This is a genomic window from Haloferax marisrubri, assembly GCF_001469875.2.
In the GTDB taxonomy this organism is placed as follows: domain Archaea; phylum Halobacteriota; class Halobacteria; order Halobacteriales; family Haloferacaceae; genus Haloferax; species Haloferax marisrubri.
In genome coordinates this window covers 314887-330357 of sequence record NZ_LOPW02000022.1, presented here as the reverse complement: position 1 = coordinate 330357, position 15471 = coordinate 314887, and the positions used below count along the sequence as shown (strand labels likewise).

At 65.1% G+C, this 15471-nt stretch carries 18 protein-coding genes and 1 tRNA gene; 7 read left to right on the top strand and 12 right to left on the bottom strand.

The window, feature by feature from the left end:
• Nucleotides 1-3: 3 nt before the first annotated feature.
• The 4 genes from AUR65_RS19210 to AUR65_RS19195 form a co-directional block, all read right to left on the bottom strand.
• Complete coding sequence (locus tag AUR65_RS19210; RefSeq protein WP_058568694.1) at nucleotides 4-786, bottom strand: DUF6498-containing protein; 783 nt, start codon at nucleotides 784-786, stop codon at nucleotides 4-6.
• Nucleotides 787-859: 73 nt separating this feature from the next.
• Nucleotides 860-1825, bottom strand: coding sequence for a phosphonate ABC transporter, permease protein PhnE (phnE, locus tag AUR65_RS19205; RefSeq protein ID WP_058568693.1), 966 nt, complete (start codon nucleotides 1823-1825; stop codon nucleotides 860-862).
• Complete coding sequence (phnC, locus tag AUR65_RS19200; RefSeq protein WP_058568692.1) at nucleotides 1815-2618, bottom strand: phosphonate ABC transporter ATP-binding protein; 804 nt, start codon at nucleotides 2616-2618, stop codon at nucleotides 1815-1817. The genes phnE and phnC overlap by 11 nt, the downstream gene beginning before the upstream one ends.
• A 95-nt stretch (nucleotides 2619-2713) precedes the next feature.
• Nucleotides 2714-3571 (bottom strand): PhnD/SsuA/transferrin family substrate-binding protein, encoded by an 858-nt coding sequence (locus AUR65_RS19195; protein ID WP_233194435.1) that lies wholly within the window; start codon nucleotides 3569-3571, stop codon nucleotides 2714-2716.
• Nucleotides 3572-3898: 327 nt separating this feature from the next.
• On the opposite strand from AUR65_RS19195, the gene hisH reads away from it, so the two are divergent.
• From hisH to AUR65_RS19165, 7 genes are all read left to right on the top strand, one after another.
• Nucleotides 3899-4558, top strand: coding sequence for an imidazole glycerol phosphate synthase subunit HisH (gene hisH, locus AUR65_RS19190; RefSeq protein WP_058568690.1), 660 nt, complete (start codon nucleotides 3899-3901; stop codon nucleotides 4556-4558).
• A gap of 54 nt (nucleotides 4559-4612) precedes the next feature.
• The gene (pheA, locus tag AUR65_RS19185) at nucleotides 4613-5464 is read left to right on the top strand and encodes a prephenate dehydratase (RefSeq protein WP_058568689.1); all 852 of its coding nucleotides are present in this window, start codon (nucleotides 4613-4615) and stop codon (nucleotides 5462-5464) included.
• A 113-nt stretch (nucleotides 5465-5577) separates the two neighbouring features.
• On the top strand, nucleotides 5578-5988 hold the full coding sequence (gene hsp14 / locus AUR65_RS19180) for an archaeal heat shock protein Hsp14 (protein ID WP_058568688.1): 411 nt from the start codon (nucleotides 5578-5580) through the stop codon (nucleotides 5986-5988).
• Between the two features lie 116 nt (nucleotides 5989-6104).
• Nucleotides 6105-6548 carry an archaeal heat shock protein Hsp14 gene (hsp14, locus tag AUR65_RS19175; protein WP_058568746.1) on the top strand — a complete coding sequence of 148 codons (444 nt, stop codon included), beginning with the start codon at nucleotides 6105-6107 and terminating at the stop codon, nucleotides 6546-6548.
• A 212-nt stretch (nucleotides 6549-6760) separates the two neighbouring features.
• Nucleotides 6761-9637 carry a leucine--tRNA ligase gene (gene leuS / locus AUR65_RS19170; RefSeq protein ID WP_058568687.1) on the top strand — a complete coding sequence of 959 codons (2877 nt, stop codon included), beginning with the start codon at nucleotides 6761-6763 and terminating at the stop codon, nucleotides 9635-9637.
• 140 nt (nucleotides 9638-9777) lie between these two features.
• A complete protein-coding gene (locus AUR65_RS20495; protein ID WP_269844104.1) occupies nucleotides 9778-9912 on the top strand; it encodes a hypothetical protein in 135 nt (44 codons plus the stop codon).
• A gap of 56 nt (nucleotides 9913-9968) precedes the next feature.
• Complete coding sequence (locus tag AUR65_RS19165; protein WP_058568686.1) at nucleotides 9969-10187, top strand: DUF7535 family protein; 219 nt, start codon at nucleotides 9969-9971, stop codon at nucleotides 10185-10187.
• A gap of 59 nt (nucleotides 10188-10246) precedes the next feature.
• Here the strand turns inward: AUR65_RS19165 and AUR65_RS19160 are convergent, their stop codons facing one another.
• The 8 genes from AUR65_RS19160 to AUR65_RS19125 all read right to left on the bottom strand — a co-directional run bounded on the left by AUR65_RS19160 (nucleotide 10247) and on the right by AUR65_RS19125 (nucleotide 15461).
• Nucleotides 10247-11242, bottom strand: a complete 996-nt coding sequence (locus AUR65_RS19160) for an ornithine cyclodeaminase family protein (RefSeq protein ID WP_058568685.1) — start codon at nucleotides 11240-11242, stop codon at nucleotides 10247-10249.
• A 302-nt stretch (nucleotides 11243-11544) separates the two neighbouring features.
• A complete protein-coding gene (thsB, locus tag AUR65_RS19155) occupies nucleotides 11545-13188 on the bottom strand; it encodes a thermosome subunit beta (protein WP_058568745.1) in 1644 nt (547 codons plus the stop codon).
• 214 nt (nucleotides 13189-13402) lie between these two features.
• Nucleotides 13403-13795, bottom strand: a complete 393-nt coding sequence (locus AUR65_RS19150; protein ID WP_058568684.1) for a DUF7383 domain-containing protein — start codon at nucleotides 13793-13795, stop codon at nucleotides 13403-13405.
• A 63-nt stretch (nucleotides 13796-13858) separates the two neighbouring features.
• On the bottom strand, nucleotides 13859-14041 hold the full coding sequence (locus AUR65_RS19145) for a hypothetical protein (RefSeq protein ID WP_058568683.1): 183 nt from the start codon (nucleotides 14039-14041) through the stop codon (nucleotides 13859-13861).
• Nucleotides 14042-14465: 424 nt separating this feature from the next.
• Nucleotides 14466-14546, bottom strand: a tRNA-Ser gene (locus tag AUR65_RS19140).
• 29 nt (nucleotides 14547-14575) lie between these two features.
• Entirely contained in the window at nucleotides 14576-14782 is a 207-nt protein-coding gene (locus tag AUR65_RS19135) for a hypothetical protein (protein WP_008577134.1), read from the bottom strand.
• Between the two features lies 1 nt (nucleotide 14783).
• Nucleotides 14784-15170 carry a Rid family detoxifying hydrolase gene (locus AUR65_RS19130; protein WP_004044463.1) on the bottom strand — a complete coding sequence of 129 codons (387 nt, stop codon included), beginning with the start codon at nucleotides 15168-15170 and terminating at the stop codon, nucleotides 14784-14786.
• 84 nt (nucleotides 15171-15254) lie between these two features.
• A complete protein-coding gene (locus AUR65_RS19125; protein ID WP_058568682.1) occupies nucleotides 15255-15461 on the bottom strand; it encodes a hypothetical protein in 207 nt (68 codons plus the stop codon).
• Nucleotides 15462-15471: the final 10 nt, after the last annotated feature.

The window sequence follows — 15471 nt, the reverse complement described above, 5'->3', positions numbered from 1 at the left end:
ACCTCAGGCCGACGCGTCGCCGACTTCGATTCGCTCGCCGACCGGTTCTTCGGGACGGTTCGCCCGCTTTTTGGCTCGGGCATGCTCCCTGAGGTGCGCGCCCGCGTCGAGCGCGGTTTTGACGACGACCATGACGACGAGCGCCGCGGCGGGCGCGCCCGAGGCGGCGACGAGGAACGCGCCGAGGATGATAGTCAGGTGGAGGACGATGACCCGCCGGTACGGTTCGGACATCTGCGCGCCGGGCGAGACGCTCCGGTACTCCTCGCGGCCGACGAAGTTGACGGCGAACGACCCGCCGTGGCTGAGGACCGTCGCGCCCGCCGCGAGGAGGACCGCGCCGAGCGGGACGCCGCCGACCGCGCCGGCCCCGACCGCGAAGGAATCGAACGACCAGACGAACACGCCGTGGACGACCCAGAAAATCCCGTAGTGCATGGCGAAAAAGCCCGCGATGGGGACGTTCGAGGGGTAGAGGTGAAAGCCGTCGCGGGGGTCGTCGGGCGGCGAGAGGTCCACCTGTCGGCCGTTGATGGTGGCGTTGATGCTCGACCCGCCGTCGCCGCGGCCGCTGGCGGCGAGAATCTTGGGGACGTTCAGGAGGCCGACGACGCCGCTTTCGAGCCAGTAGGCGACGAGGAGCGCCTTCAGGCTCCAGTCGAACCAGACGACGCCGACGAGCGGGACGAGGTTCGCGACCACGAGCGCGGCGAGGGCGACGGGCGAGGAGACGCGAGGTGACTCCGAGACGGCGGACGGCGGCGACGAGGAACGCGACGACGGCATGGGCTACGCTGTGAGACGTTGCGAACCGATAAAAACCGTACCGCGGGAGCGACCGTCGAACCGGGTCGCCGGGTTACTCCCAGATGGAGCGGGCCATCCGCTGGGGGAACTCGACGATGAGTTTGAGGAGGCTCGTTCCCTCCTCGTTGCCGCGGATGTACGACCGAACCCGTTGGCTCACGAACTCGACGGAGACGACGAGCATGAAGATGACGAGAATCGTCGCCATCATGTTCGTGTACCTGAACAGTCCGCGCTGGGTCTGGAGCACCTGACCGAGCCCGCCGCCGCCGATGAGTCCCATCGTGACGCCGATGCGGACGTTGATTTCGAGGATGTACATCGTCCACGCGATGAAGGGCGTAAAGACCTGTGAGAGCATCCCGAAGACGACCTTCTGGGGGCTGTTCGCGCCGGTCGACTCGATGGCCTCTATCGGTCCGTCCTCGACTTCTTCGAGGGCGTCCGTGAACAGGCGGCCGAGGTTGCCCATCGTGTCGGTCCCGATGGCGAGCGTCGCCGTGAACGGCGAGACGCCGCCGAGGGGGATGTAGATGAGCGCCCACACCAACGCCGGGATGGCGCGGATGACGCTCATCGTCCCGCGGAAGATGAAGTTGAACGGGTACGGCGTCACGCGCTCGGAGCCGAGGACCCCGAGGATGAGCGCGCCGGGGATGCCGAGGATGGTCCCGGCGAAGCCCATTGCGAACGTGACGAACACCGCGCCGAGGACGGGGTTTCCGTCTTGGAACTGGAGCAGGAGGTTCCGCTCTTGGATGAACGCCCAGTACTGGCTTAGGTCGACGAAGGGGATGACGCCGAACAGCGTCCCCGGCGGGAAGAAGTCGCCCAGCGCGTCGGTGAACTCCGGCCAGTACTCGAGGATTTCGCCGATGGAAAAGCCCACCTCGCTCAGCGCGTTCGTGAAGAACCACGCGAAGAGGACGAGAACGATGACCGAAAACAGCAGTCTGACTCGCTTTGCGATCTGGATGTTCCGTAGCGCCTCTTCGATTCGGTCGGTATCAGTACTCATGTGACCTCGCTCCGCTCGTGGCGGTCGCGTTGTTCTCGGGCGGGCCGTCGGCCCGTTCTTCGCGGATGGCCTCCGTCTCGATGTCGCCGTAGATGCGGTCGATGACATCGACGTCGAAGTCCTCGCGGTAGCCGTCGAAGACGACCTGTCCGTCTTTCATCCCGAGGAACCGCTCGCCGAACTCGCGGGCGATGTTGACTTGGTGGAGGCTCGCGATGGTCGTCAGGTCGCGCTCGTCGGCCGCGTCGCGGATGTACCGCATCACCGTCTCCGCGCTCGCGGGGTCCAGACTCGCCACGGGTTCGTCGGCGAGCAGGAGGTTCGGGTTCTGGACCAGCGCGCGGGCGATGCCGACGCGCTGTTGCTGGCCGCCGCTCATCTTCCCGGCGCGCTGGTTGGCCTCGTCGAGTAACCCGACGGTTTCGAGCGCGCGGAGCGCCTCCTTCTTGTCGTCGCCGTCGTACAGGCCGAGCAGACTGCCGAGAAACGAGGTCCGGCCGAGCGCGCCGGTGAGCGCGTTGCTGTACGCGCTCATCTGTCCGAGTATGTAGTGTTGCTGAAATATCATTGCCACGTCGTTTCGAGGCCCCACCACGTTCGCGTCGTCGATGGTTATCGACCCGCTCGTCGGGCGAGTGATGCCGTTGAGACAGCGAAGGAGGGTCGACTTCCCCGCCCCCGACTGCCCGAGGACAACGACGAACTCGCCGTCTGGGATGGTGAACGAGACGTCGTCGAGGGCCGTGACGTCTCCGTAGGACTTGCTGAGGTTCGTTACTTCGATCGTACTCATTATCGTGTCTGTCGCGTCGCGTAGTTCGCGTGCGGTCGAACCGTTCGTCGGGTCTCGACCGCACGGTAGGGAAACAAAACCGCGGGGGCTCGCTCTTACTGACCGAGCGTGACGCCGAGCTCGTCGAGGACTTCCTGAACGGGCGCGTAGTCATCGACGGACCCCTGGTCGACTCCGGTGAACCAGAGCTGTTGGTCGTCTTCGAGGTCCTCGTTGATGAGGTCCTCCTCGGTCACGTTAAGCAGCGCCTCCTCGATTTCGTCGTACAGTCCTTGGTCCATATCGGTGCGGCCGAGAATCGGCGCACGCGGGATGGGGTCGGAACACGACAGCAGCTGCAGCTCGGGAGACTCCGTTCCGAGGTCGCCGTCGTTTTCGGCGGACATCTCGAGGAATTGCTCGGGGAACTGGTCTTCCGGGACGTGTGGAGCCGTCGAGAACGCGCCCGTGCCGGCGGCGACGACGTCGTCGCGGTTGACGAGCGTCTCGCGGGCCGTCGCGTGGTCGGAGAACTGCGCCTCGAAGTCCACGGGGTCGCCGTCGGGAGCGCCGCCCGTGTCGAGGCCGGCCCTGCTCAGCATGGACAGCGGGAACAGCGATCCGCTCGTCGAGAGGCGGTCGGCGAACGCGACCGTCTCGCCTTCGAGGTCGGCCAACTCTTCGATGCCGCTGTCGGGCGTCGTCGTGATGAGAGAGAAGTACCGCGAGGCCCCGTACGCGATGCGGATGCCGATAACCTCGGTGATACCCTCGTTACCGCCCTGGATGGCGATTGCGGGTGCGGCGTCGGCGATGTCCGCCTGTCCGCTGTCGAGTGCCTGCAGCACCGCCGCGTAGTCGGCCGCCACGGTGGATTCGACCGTGACGCCGACTTCCGACTCGATGTAGTTGAAAAGCGGCTGATACTGCGCTTCCACGTCCACGTCTGACTCTGCGGGCGTCAGCGCGAACATGATGGACTCCGGTGACGACTCCGTCGTTGTCGCCGTCGTCTCCTCGGTCTCCGAGGACTCTCCCGACTCCGTCGTGGTCGTCGCTTCCGAGCCATCGTCGCCACCCGTACATCCACTAAGCGCTGTCAGTCCAGCGACTCCAGTGATTCCTGCCGTTCTGATAAATTCTCGTCTGCTCGCCATTGAACTCGTCTTGTAATTCCGACACTTGTTGTTAAGATTTGCTATTTTTTCTCTATATATGTACTGAATAGAAATGTGGCGACCGGCCGGCGGAGAACTCTCCCCGAGGGAAAACCACTTTGCTCCCCTCTGCGGACATTCGGTATGAGCACGACACAGCCGCCCGAGGAGACCCTCGCCGACGTGGTGATGGTCGACTACGGGCTCGGAAACCTCCGGAGCGCCATGCGCGGGCTCGAACGCGCCGGGGCGAACGTCGTCGTCTCCGACGACCCGGCCGACTTCGACGACGCCGACGGCATCGTCCTCCCCGGCGTCGGCGCGTTCTCCGAGGGCATGGAGAACGCCGGCCCGTTCCGCGAACCGCTCGCCGAGGCCGCCGCCGACGGAACGCCCATCTTCGGTATCTGTCTCGGGATGCAGATGCTGCTTACCTCCTCCGAGGAGGCCGACCACGCGGGCGAGGGCGAGGTCGAAGGACTCGACTTCATCCCCGGCCGCAACGTCCGCTTCGACGAGGGACAGAAGGTCCCGCACATGGGCTGGAACGAACTCAACGTCCAACGCGACCACCCGCTCGTCGAGGGCGTCGACGGCGAGTACGCCTACTTCGTCCACTCCTACTACGCCGACCCCGACGACGAGGACGCGGTCGTCGCCTCGACCGACTACGGCGTGGAGTTCCCCGCGGTCGTCGCCAACGAGGAAGGCACCGTCTTCGGCACGCAGTTCCACCCCGAGAAGTCCGGCGAGACCGGGCTGACCATCCTCCGCAACTTCGTCGAGTTCTGCGCGGAGCGATAGGCCGAATCTGCCAGCCCCGACGGTCTTTTGTCGCCGCTTCGTGAAGGGGAGGGCATGCAGGCAGTCACGCTCGGTCCGGCGGGCACGTACTCCCATCGCGCCGCCCGCGCGGTCGCCGACGACGTCGCCTTCCGAGAATCGGTCACCTCTATCGTCCAAGCGGTCGCCGACGGGTCGTTCGAGCGCGGCGTCGTCCCCATCGAGAACAGCATCGAAGGGAGCGTCACCGAGAGCCTCGACGCCGTGGCGAACTCGGAGGTGAGCGTCGTTCAGGAGATTGTCACGCCCATCCGCCACGCGCTCTTGGCCCAGAGCGCGAACTTCGACGTCGTCGCCAGCCACTCGCAGGCGCTCGCGCAGTGCCGGTCGTACCTCGACGAGAACTACCCCGACGTGACGCTCGAAGCCGTCGCTAGCACGGCCCGCGGCGTCGAGCGCGCCCGCGCCGACCCGACGGTCGCGGGTATCGGTCACCCGGACAACGCTTCCGCGTCACACGCGGAAGGCAGTCAGACGGAGTCTGACGCGCCCGCCGACGACCTCGAAATCATCGCCGAGGACATCCAAGACCAGTCGTCGAACGCGACGCGGTTCCTCGTCATCGGGCCCGAGTCCGCCCGCTCGGACGCCGGCGGCAAGAGTTCGCTCGTCGTCTACCCGAACGCGAACTACCCCGGTCTCCTCTTGGAACTGCTCGAAGCGTTCGCCGAACGCGACATCAACCTCTCGCGCATCGAGTCGCGCCCGAGCGGCAATCGCCTCGGCGACTACCTGTTCCACATCGACGCCGACGCCGGCCTCTACGAGGAGCGGATGCAGGATGCGCTCGAAGAAGTCGAGGGAATCGCCCGCAACGGCTGGGTTCGCGTCCTCGGCTCGTACGACACGCGGCACGTGCTGTACTGACGCGATTCCGACGCCGAGACGCCCACCCGCGCCCCGTCACACCCACCCGGGCGCTCTCGAAATGTGGGTCTGGGCACATCTTTCTTTGTCGTCGACGACGTATCTAGGCCCGTATGCAGCGAAACCCGTTTGACGAGATAGAAGACCTGTTCGACCGGATGGGCCGGTCGTTCGAGGAGTCCGGAATCGGTCGGTTCCAAGACATCTCCCTCGATGTCGTCGATGCCGACGAGGCAATCGAGGTCGTCGCCGACCTCCCCGGTTTCGAGAAGGACGACCTCGACGTGAGCGTCAGCGGGCGGCGACTCACCATCGCGGCCGACCACGAGGAGTCGTCCGAGGTCGACGACGACCAGTACGTCCGCCGCGAGCGGAGCCAGCGGTCCGTCTCCCGGACGATTACGCTCCCCGCCGAGGTCGTGCGCGACGAGGTGGCCGCGTCGTACCGAAACGGCGTCTTGACCGTGACGCTCCCGAAGGCCGAACCCGCGGGCGACGACTCGACGCAAATCGACATCGAGTGACGCGGTTCATCTTTTGAATGCAGGTGTTTCGGACGCTGTAGCGTGCGAACTGCTATCTGCGTTCCAGCAACGATTATCTCCTCAGACGGCGTCCATATGCCTCGGTGAAAACACACATGATGCGACGTACCAACCCCTTCGACGACTTCGAGGAACTGTTCGAGCGAATGTCCCGCCAGTTCGACGAGATGGGACGCCAGTTCGACCGCTCGGGCATGATGGCGCAGGTCCGCCACGAGATGGCTATCGACGTCACCGACCACGACGGCGAAATCGTCGTCACGGTCGACCTCCCGGGCTACGAGAAGGAGGACATCTCCCTTTCGGTCGCCAACCGCACGCTGACCGTCGAGGCGACGCGCGAACTCGACGAGGAACGCGCCGACGGCGAGTATCTCCGCCGCGAGCGCCGCCACGAGTCCGCCCGCCGCACGATTCGCCTTCCCGAAACGGTCGACGAGGACGGCGCGTCCGCCAGCTACCACAACGGCGTGCTGACGGTCACTCTCCCCAAGCGCGACGTCGAACCCGACGACTCCCGCCGCATCGACATCGACTGAGCGGTCGTCGTCGCTCGCACGCGTCTCTGACTCGCCGCCCGAGATTGGTCCCCTCGTGATGGGTGTTCCCCGTTTTCGTTTCTCCGTCTTCGTTTTGCATCTCGATTCTCTCGTCTGTCCCGTGCCATCGTGAGGCAATATCTGCCGCAATCAGACAGCCGCGCAAGTCGAGTATAGGAGTTATTTTAGGCCGGGGTGCCACTACCACGGATATGGACTACGACCCGCAGGAACTCGAAGCGCGTTGGCGGGAGCGCTGGTCCGAGACCGGCCGATACGAGGCCGACCCGGACGCAGACGCCGACGACGCGACGTTCGTGACGGTGCCTTATCCGTACCCCAGCGGCGGGATGCACATCGGGCACGCGCGGACGTACACCGTTCCCGACGTGTACGCTCGCTACCGACGACAGCAGGGCGACAACGTCCTGTTTCCCATCGCGTGGCACGTCACCGGCACGCCCATCATCGGCGCGGTGGAGCGCCTGAAAAACCGCGAGGAGAAACAGCTCTCGGTGCTGACCGACACCTACAACGTCCCCGAGGACACGCTTTCGGACCTCGAATCGCCCATGGGCTGGGCGCGGTACTTCATCGAGGAACACTACAAGAAGGGGATGCAGTCGCTCGGCCTGTCTGTTGACTGGCGGCGCGAGTTCACCACGAACAACGAGCGCTACTCGAAGTTCGTCGAGTGGCAGTACCGGACGCTCCGCGAGCGCGGGCGACTGGAGAAGGGCCTCCACCCCGTCAAGTTCTGTACGAACGAGGAACAGCCGGTCACGACCCACGACCTGCTCGAAGGCGAGAACGCGGAGTTCCAGGAGTACACGCTGGTCCGCTTCGGCTGGGAGCGAGACGGCGGCGGCGTGGTCGTCCCGATGGCGACCCTGCGCCCCGAGACGGTCCACGGCGTGACCAACGCCTACATCGACCCCGAGGCGACCTACGTGGTCGCCGAAGTCGACGGCGAGACGTGGTTCGTCTCCGAGTACGCGGCCGACAAACTCGAATATCAGGCCCGCGACGTGAAGGTTCTCGAAACCGTCGAGGGTGCCGAACTCGTCGGCCAGACGGTCGAAAACCCCGTCACCGGCGACGACGTGCTCGTCCTGCCGGCCGACTTCGTCGACGCCGACAACGCGACGGGCGTCGTCATGTCGGTCCCGGCCCACAGCCCCGACGACTACGTGGCACTGCAGGAGGCAAAGGCCGACACCGACTACCTCGAATCGTTCGGCATCGACCCCGCCGACGTGGCCGACATCGAGCCGATTCCGATTCTCGACATCGACTCCGATGACGACACGTACGGCGAGATTCCCGCGAAGTCGGCCGTCGAGAACCGCGGCATCGAGTCCTCGGACGACCCCGCGCTCGAAAAGGCGACGAAGGACCTCTACAACAAGGAGTTCCACGCGGGTCGGCTCAAGGAGTTCTACGGCGACTACGCCGGCGGCCTCGTCGAGGAGGTCCGCGACGACTACAAGGCCGACGGCGTCGAGGCCGGCCAGTTCGACGTGATGCAGGAGTTCTCCGAGGAGGTCGTCTGCCGCTGTGGCGGCGACGTCGTCGTCGCCGAACAGGACACGTGGTTCCTCTCGTACGACGACGAGGACTGGAAACAGCTCGCCCACGACGTGGCCGACGGGCTGGACGCCATCCCCGAGAACACCCGCGACGAGTACCACCACACCATCGACTGGCTCAACGGGTGGCCGTGTATCCGCAACTACGGCCTCGGCACCCGCCTGCCGTGGGACGACCAGTTCGTCATCGAGCCCCTCTCGGACTCGACTATCTACATGGCGTACTACACCATCGCCCACCGCCTGCAGGAGATTCCGACCGAGGAACTCACGCAGGACTTCTTCGACGCGCTGTTCTACGGTCCCGAGGCCGTGGAGGACGCACCGGAGAAGGCGCTCGACCTCCGCGAGGAGTGGGACTACTGGTACCCCGTCGACTACCGGTTCTCCGGTAACGACCTCATCACGAACCACCTGACGTTCTACCAGTTCCACCACGGCGAACTGTTCGACGAGCCGCAGTGGCCGCAGGGCATCGTCATCATGGGCATGGGCCTGCTCGAAGGTCAGAAGATGTCGTCGTCGAAGGGTCACGTCGTCCTCCCCGGCGAGGCCATCGGCGAGTACGGCGCGGACACCGTCCGCTTCTTCCTGCTCAACTCCGCGGAACCGTGGCAGGACTACGACTGGCGCGACGACCTCGTCGGTTCGGTCCACGACCAACTCGAACGCTTCTGGAACCGCGCACAGGAGATTATCGCCGACCCCGGTCCGGACGAGCGGCCCGAACTGGAGACGGTCGACCGCTGGCTCCTGTCGAAACTGCAGGACACCGTCCGCGACGTGACGACCGCGATGGACGAGTCCGAGACGCGCTCGGCCAGTCAGGCGGCGTTCTACAACTTCGAGGAGTCGCTTCGGTGGTACCGCCGCCGGACCGACCTCGACCGCCCGGCCGCGAAGTGGACGCTCCGGACGGTCCTCGAGACGCGCCTGCGCCTGCTCGCGCCCTTTATCCCGTTCATGACGAACGAACTGCACGAGCAGTTGACCGGCACGCCCGCCGAGGACGCGCCGTGGCCCGAACCGGACACCGAGTTCGAAGACGAGTCGGTCGAACTCGAAGAGCGACAGGTCGAGCGCCTGACCGAGGACGTGCGCGACATCATCGACGTGACCGACTCCGACCCCGACACCATCCGGGTCTACGTCGCCGCCGACTGGAAGCGCGACGTGTTCGAGACGGTCGTCGAAAACGGCGACAACGTCGGTGCAATCATGGGACAGGTCATGCAGGACCCCGACCTGCGCGAGAAGGGTAACGACGTGAACGACCTCGTGCAGGACCTCGTCGACCAGACCCGCGGGCGCGACGAATCGACGCTCCGCGCGCAACTCGAACTGGACGAGGCCGGCACCTACGAACGCGCCGCCGACTTCCTCGCCCGCGAGTTCGACGCCGAGGTCGAGGTGTTCGCCGAGGACGACCCCGACATCGTCGACCCCGCCGACCGCGCCTCGAAGGCGATTCCGTTCCGCCCCGCGGTCCACCTCGAATAGCCGGGCGCACCGCGCCGCGCGCCAATCGAATCCCAATTTTCACCGCTGATACGCACCGATACGAGGCCCATAGACCCGCCAAGAGTCCTATTTATCAGAGCTCACCCTAGATTTACGGTATCACATGCGATAATAGGTGTATGCTGTGCAAGGCGTGCGAAGTCGAGATGTACCGCGTCGACGACGAGAAACGGACCGACCTCGAAGACAGACGGACGTACGAGTGCCCCGACTGCGGCGCGACCGAAGAGCGGGCGAAGTACCGGCATTGGTGAGGTCGGCCCCCCAGTCCGTCGTTCGACTTATCGTCTCGTCGAACTAACACTATCACATGAGCGAAGACGACTCGCTGAGCCTCGCACAGAAGGCCTATCACACCGTCACGCCGGGGTCCCGAATGCGCCCCGACAGCGAGATGGACTCCATCGGGTGGACGATGCTTCTCATCCTCGTCGTCCTGCTGGTCCCGTTCTTGCCCTTCATCGCCATCGTCTACGTCCTCTCGAAGGTGTTCGGCTACCTCAACGCGCAGCGCGGCCCGAGCCCGTAGCTCGGGGCATCGGACCCAAAAGAGAACGATGAATGCCAGCGGCGTCGCGTCGGGCGACCTTACTCGGCGAGACCGAGGAGGTCGAACGCGTAGCCGTTGTCGTTTTCGAACGCGTGTTCGTAGGCGACGTGGGCCGCCGCGACGTCCTGAATCGCCAGTCCCGTGGAGTCGAAGACGCTGATGCCGTCGGCGTCGGTGCGGCCGTCGAGGTTGCCGAGGACGATGTCGCCGATTGCGCCGTAGATGTCGTCGTCGGTGAGGACGCCCTCGTGGTACGGGACGTTGATTTCGCCGGAGTGGGTGGTCTGAGCGTGGTCGTCGATGACGAGCTTGGCGTCTAAGAGCACGTCGTCGGCGAGTTCGTGTTTGCCCTCGGCGTCGGCACCCATCGCGTTGATGTGGGTGTGGTCGCCGACCGCGTCGCGCGGGACGATGGGCGACTCGACGGGCGTCACGGTCGACAGCACGTCACAGCTCGCGGCCTCCTCGATGGAGCCGGCGCGGATGTCGAACTCGTCTTCGAAGGCGTCGATGAAGTCGGCGACGCGCTCCTCGTCGAGGTCGGAGACGACGACTTCCTCGATGTCGCGGACCTCGCTGATGGCGCGGAGTTGCGTGTACGACTGGACGCCCGCGCCGACGATACCCATCGAGGTGGCGTCCTCCACGGCGAGGTAGTCGGTGGCGACGGCCGCGGCCGCGCCGGTGCGGAGCATCGTGAGTTCCGTCCCGTCGAGGAGCGCCAGCGGGAAGGCGTTCTCGGGGTCGGAGTAGATCATCGTGCCCATGACGGTGGGCAGGTCGTACTTGTCGCCGTTGTCGGGGTGGACGTTGACCCACTTGATGCCCGCGGCGTCCCAGTCGCCCGCGTCGAGGTAGGCGGGCATCGACCGGAAGTCGCCGTTGTACTGCGGCAGGTCGATGTAGGACTTCGGCGGCATCTGGGCGTCGCCGGACTCGTAGGCGGCGAAGGCGTCCTCGATGGCCGAGATGAGCTCCGGCATCTGGACGTTCTCGTGAACGTCGTCCTTGTTCAACAGCAGCGTCTTGCGCATGGAGACACGTTGCCGTACCTGCTACTTAGTTCGTTCCATTTCTGAACACAACTGCAAGTGTATCTGGGAAAGTGAGATAATTATCCAACTTCTAAGCAGTCGGTGGCGCAACGGGGTCGGCGCTCGCCCGTCTGTCAGGGAGCGGTGCAACGACGCTCGTCGGTTGGTCTCCGCCGCGTGCCGTCGTTCGGATGGTCCAGCCGCGGCTCATCGGAGGTCGACAGCCGTCTTCGTTAAAAAGTGAGAGATTCGTCGCGCGGTGCAGGCGTCGGGGGATGGGGTGTGAAGTCGTTAGCCGATCTTCACATCGCGCCGCCCATACCGCCCATGCCGCCCATGCCACCCATGCCGCCGGGTGCGCCGCCCTCGTCGTCGTCGTCGCCGCCGGTGGAGAGGTCACCGGCCGCGATGATGTCGTCTATCTTGAGGACGAGGTTGGCGGCTTCGGAGGCGGAGGCGACGGCCTGCTCCTTCGCGTGGGCCGTCTCGACGACGCCAGCCTCGAAGGCGTCTTCGACCTCGCCGGTGAAGACGTTCAGACCGGCGCGGACCTGACCTTCTTCGTGAGCCGCGCGGAGGTCGACGAGCGTGTCGATGGAGTCGAGACCGGCGTTCTCGGCGAGCACGCGCGGGACGAGTTCGAGCGCGTCGGCGAACGCCTCGACGGCGAGCTGCTCGCGCCCGGAGACGGAGTCTGCGTAGTTGCGGAGGCGCGAGGCGAGTTCGACCTCGATAGCGCCGCCGCCGGCGAGCACGCGACCGTCGGCGACCGTGGACGCGACGACGTCGAGGGCGTCCTGGACGCCGCGTTCGAGTTCGTCGACCACGTGGTCGGTGGAGCCGCGGAGCAGGAGCGTGACGCCGTGGACGTCGTCGCCGATGCCCTCGACGTAGAACAGTTCGTCGGCCTCGTCGCGGCGGACGGAGGCGCGACCGAGGTCGGCGGCCTCGATGGAGTCGAGGTCGGAGACGACCGCCGCACCGGTGATGTTCTTGAGGAAGCGGATGTCGGACTTCTTCGTCCGGCGGACCGCGAGGATGCCCTGCTTTGCGAGGTAGTGCTGGGCGAGGTCGTCGATGCCCTTCTGACAGAAGACCACGTCAGCGCCGGAGTCGACGATCTGGTCGACCTTCGCCTTCAGCTGGGCCTCTTCCTGGTCGAGGAACTTCTGGAGCTGGTCGGGGCTCTCGATGGAGACGTTCGTGTCGATGTCGGTCTCCTCGACCTCGACGGGCTCGTTGAGCAGCAGCACGTCGGCCTCGTCGAACTGGACCGGCATGTCGTCGTGGACGGGGTCCTTGTCGATGACGGCACCGGTGAGGAGTTCGGACTCGGACGCGGAGCGACCGGTCTGCGTCTCGATGGAGATGTTCTCGAGGTCGACGACGTGGGAGCCGTCGTTGGCTTCGACGGTGACCTGACGGACGGCGCGGACGATGAGGTCCGCGAGAAGCTCCTTGTTGAGTTCGGAGCTCTTGCCCGTCATGGAGGTTTCGGCGACCTTCTTCAGGAGTTCCTCGTCGTCGGGGTCGACGCGCTCTGCGATGTCGTCGATTTCCTCGCGCGCCTTCTCGGAGGCGAGGTTGAAGCCGCGGATGATGGCCGTCGGGTGGATGTCCTGTTCGAGGAGGTCCTCGGCGTTCTTCAGGAGTTCACCCGCGATGGCGACCGCCGTCGTCGTTCCGTCGCCGGCTTCGTCCTCCTGCGTCTCGGCGACTTCGACGATCATCTCGGCCGTCGGGTTGTCGATGTCCATCTCCTTGAGGATGGTGACGCCGTCGTTCGTGATGGTGACGTCGCCCATCGAATCGACGAGCATCTTGTCCATCCCTTTCGGGCCGAGTGTGGAACGTACCGCCTCGGCGACTGCTCGTGCGGCGCGGATGTTGTACGCCTGCGCGTCGCGGTCCTTGACGCGCTGTGCATCCTCGCCCATGATGATCATCGGCTGACCCTGCTGCATTCGCTGGCTCATGACAGGCCTTGATTGTTTGTGATTCTATAAAAAAGCTTCGCCGACGAATCGACGACTGAACGACGAGCGTTCGCCGTGATATCCCGGTAACCGCGCGACTGAGGCGCTTTCAGCGGTGTTCGGGGGATTACTGTGGTACGTCATTTCACACCACAATCGTGTCCCGGTCGCACCGCTTTATACGCTACTCCTCGACCGGCTCTTTCCAGTGGACGGTCACCGTTCCGACGGCGAACGCGTCGTCGCCCTCGTCGTCGCGAACGACTCGGATGGTGTTCGTGCCTTCGGCGAGACTCGCGCCCGTGACGGTATCGACCCAGTACTGCCAGCCGTCACCCGGCGGGATGTCGAACCCCGAAAGCGAGTCGCCGTTGATTCGAATCTCGTGGCCGTACTCGCCCACGTCGAACGCTTGGATGCCGAGATACGGCTCTCTGGGGTCGTCGGTCGGCACGTCGAACTCGAACGTCGCCGTCTCGTTTCCGGCGTCGTCCGCCCAGTCGAGGTCCAGCGTCTCTCCTTCGGGGTGGAGGTGCGACCCGATAAACACGGTCGCGTAGTTCGCGCGGTGTTGCACGCTCACACGTTCTGTTGCGCCCGATAAAAATTCGCGTGGTCGGAGGCCGCGTCGGCCGCGCCGTCAGTCGTCCTCGGGGAGTTCGTCCGCGAGGAACTCGCCGCCGGTGTCGTCGTTCGCGGCGTCGAGCGGGGGCTCGTCGTCGTCTTCATCTAACACCGATAACTCTCGTTCGTACAGCCGCTCGGTGAGTTGGGTCCGCTTGTTGAGGCCCTTCTTCTCGCGGCCGGTCTTGGTGTCAGGCATTGTCAATCGTGGTATCGTATCCCATGGGGATGAATGTTTTGTCCGAACAGTTGATACGGTCGCTTCTGGTGGTGGTGCCTTGGGTCGCGTCGAACTGGGGGTGCCCTGCCAGTTTCGACGTACATTGTTCTTGGCTGGCGAGGCGATAGACTCCGCCGCTGGTTCCCGCCGTCCGGCGATTGAGAGAGAGACTATGTGCCTCGGGTGCGAGGGGTGGGAGTTCGAGTTGGTGTTTTCAGCGGGGGGTCAGGGTCGAAGATGTGGATTTTCAGAGAAGCGCCAGGAGCGGGATTTGAACCTCAGTCACTCTGCTCACTCTGTTCGCTTCGCTCCCTGGTTCAAACCCCTCTCAGAAACGCTTCACGAAAACTGCTATCCGCGATGCGCCGAGACGCATCGCTCGGAGTAGTAGTTTCCAGAGAAGCGCCAGGAGAGGGATTTGAACCCCCGATCCCAGAGGGAACACGCTTTCCAGGCGTGCGCCTTACCGCTCGGCCATCCTGGCTTACAACGCAACGTTCCCGCCTGGATAATTTAAGCCCTTCCTTTCCGTTCGAGTCGTGGTTCGATGACGTATGTCACGGACGCGACGGCGACGCCGGACGCGACCGCCACCGCGGCGACCGCCCCGAACGACGCGTCGATACCGAGTCCGAGGAGGACCGCGCCCTGCGCGAGGACGCCCACGAGGAGGAGGCTCGCTGCGCCCCACGCGAGCGCGGACCGGACGCGGCGGGCCACGTTACTCCTCGTCGACGACGGCGACGGCCTCGATTTCGACGCCGACGCCCTTCGGCAGATTGCCGACCTCGACCGCCGAGCGGGCCGGCGGTTCCTCGTCGAAGTAGGTCGCGTACGTCTCGTTCATCTCGTCGAAGTCGTCGATGTCGGCGAGGAACACGGTCGTCTTCAGCACGTCGGTCGCGTCCGCGCCGGCCTCCGCGAGGATAGCCATCACGTTGTCGAGCGACTGCGTCGTCTGCGTCGCGATGTCCTCGTCGTCGAGGAGTTCGCCGTCCGGCGTCAGCGGAATCTGTCCCGCCGTGTAGAGCAGCGAGCCGTTGGTCGTCGCCTGACTGTACGCACCGACCGCGGCCGGCGCTTCGTCGGTTTCGATGACGCGCTTCATACGCGGTGGATTTCGCCACGACGTGATAAAATAGGGTGGAACGACCGGGTCAACGGCGGGACCTCCCCGCCGCAGTCCGTCGGGTTACACCGACTTCCCGGAGAGGCTGATGCCGGTCGTGAGGACGCCCGAGGCGAACAACAGCCCCATCCCGAGCGCGGTGACCACGTCGCCGTCTCGGAGCGCGATCCCCGCGACGGCGACGCTGACGACGACCAGTCCGAGGCCGAGGAGGGTCAGCGGTTTGGTGAGCGATTCGGCGGTGGGTTTGGTGTTGGGGAGCGTAGCCATGGGTGGATTG

Excerpts from the sequence above, each read along its gene's own strand:
- AUR65_RS19160 (WP_058568685.1), bottom strand. The coding sequence starts at position 11,242 with ATGCGCAAGACGCTGCTGTTGAACAAGGACGACGTTCACGAGAACGTC.
- hsp14 (WP_058568688.1), top strand. The coding sequence starts at position 5,578 with ATGCAGCGAAACCCGTTTGACGAGATAGAAGACCTGTTCGACCGGATG.
- AUR65_RS19145 (WP_058568683.1), bottom strand. The coding sequence starts at position 14,041 with ATGCCTGACACCAAGACCGGCCGCGAGAAGAAGGGCCTCAACAAGCGG.
- phnE (WP_058568693.1), bottom strand. The coding sequence starts at position 1,825 with ATGAGTACTGATACCGACCGAATCGAAGAGGCGCTACGGAACATCCAG.
- AUR65_RS19195 (WP_233194435.1), bottom strand. The coding sequence starts at position 3,571 with ATGTTCGCGCTGACGCCCGCAGAGTCAGACGTGGACGTGGAAGCGCAG.
- pheA (WP_058568689.1), top strand. The coding sequence starts at position 4,613 with ATGCAGGCAGTCACGCTCGGTCCGGCGGGCACGTACTCCCATCGCGCC.
- AUR65_RS19130 (WP_004044463.1), bottom strand. The coding sequence starts at position 15,170 with ATGAAGCGCGTCATCGAAACCGACGAAGCGCCGGCCGCGGTCGGTGCG.
- AUR65_RS19125 (WP_058568682.1), bottom strand. The coding sequence starts at position 15,461 with ATGGCTACGCTCCCCAACACCAAACCCACCGCCGAATCGCTCACCAAA.
- AUR65_RS19165 (WP_058568686.1), top strand. The coding sequence starts at position 9,969 with ATGAGCGAAGACGACTCGCTGAGCCTCGCACAGAAGGCCTATCACACC.
- leuS (WP_058568687.1), top strand. The coding sequence starts at position 6,761 with ATGGACTACGACCCGCAGGAACTCGAAGCGCGTTGGCGGGAGCGCTGG.
- hisH (WP_058568690.1), top strand. The coding sequence starts at position 3,899 with ATGAGCACGACACAGCCGCCCGAGGAGACCCTCGCCGACGTGGTGATG.
- AUR65_RS20495 (WP_269844104.1), top strand. The coding sequence starts at position 9,778 with ATGCTGTGCAAGGCGTGCGAAGTCGAGATGTACCGCGTCGACGACGAG.
- AUR65_RS19210 (WP_058568694.1), bottom strand. The coding sequence starts at position 786 with ATGCCGTCGTCGCGTTCCTCGTCGCCGCCGTCCGCCGTCTCGGAGTCA.
- phnC (WP_058568692.1), bottom strand. The coding sequence starts at position 2,618 with ATGAGTACGATCGAAGTAACGAACCTCAGCAAGTCCTACGGAGACGTC.
- thsB (WP_058568745.1), bottom strand. The coding sequence starts at position 13,188 with ATGATCATCATGGGCGAGGATGCACAGCGCGTCAAGGACCGCGACGCG.
- hsp14 (WP_058568746.1), top strand. The coding sequence starts at position 6,105 with ATGATGCGACGTACCAACCCCTTCGACGACTTCGAGGAACTGTTCGAG.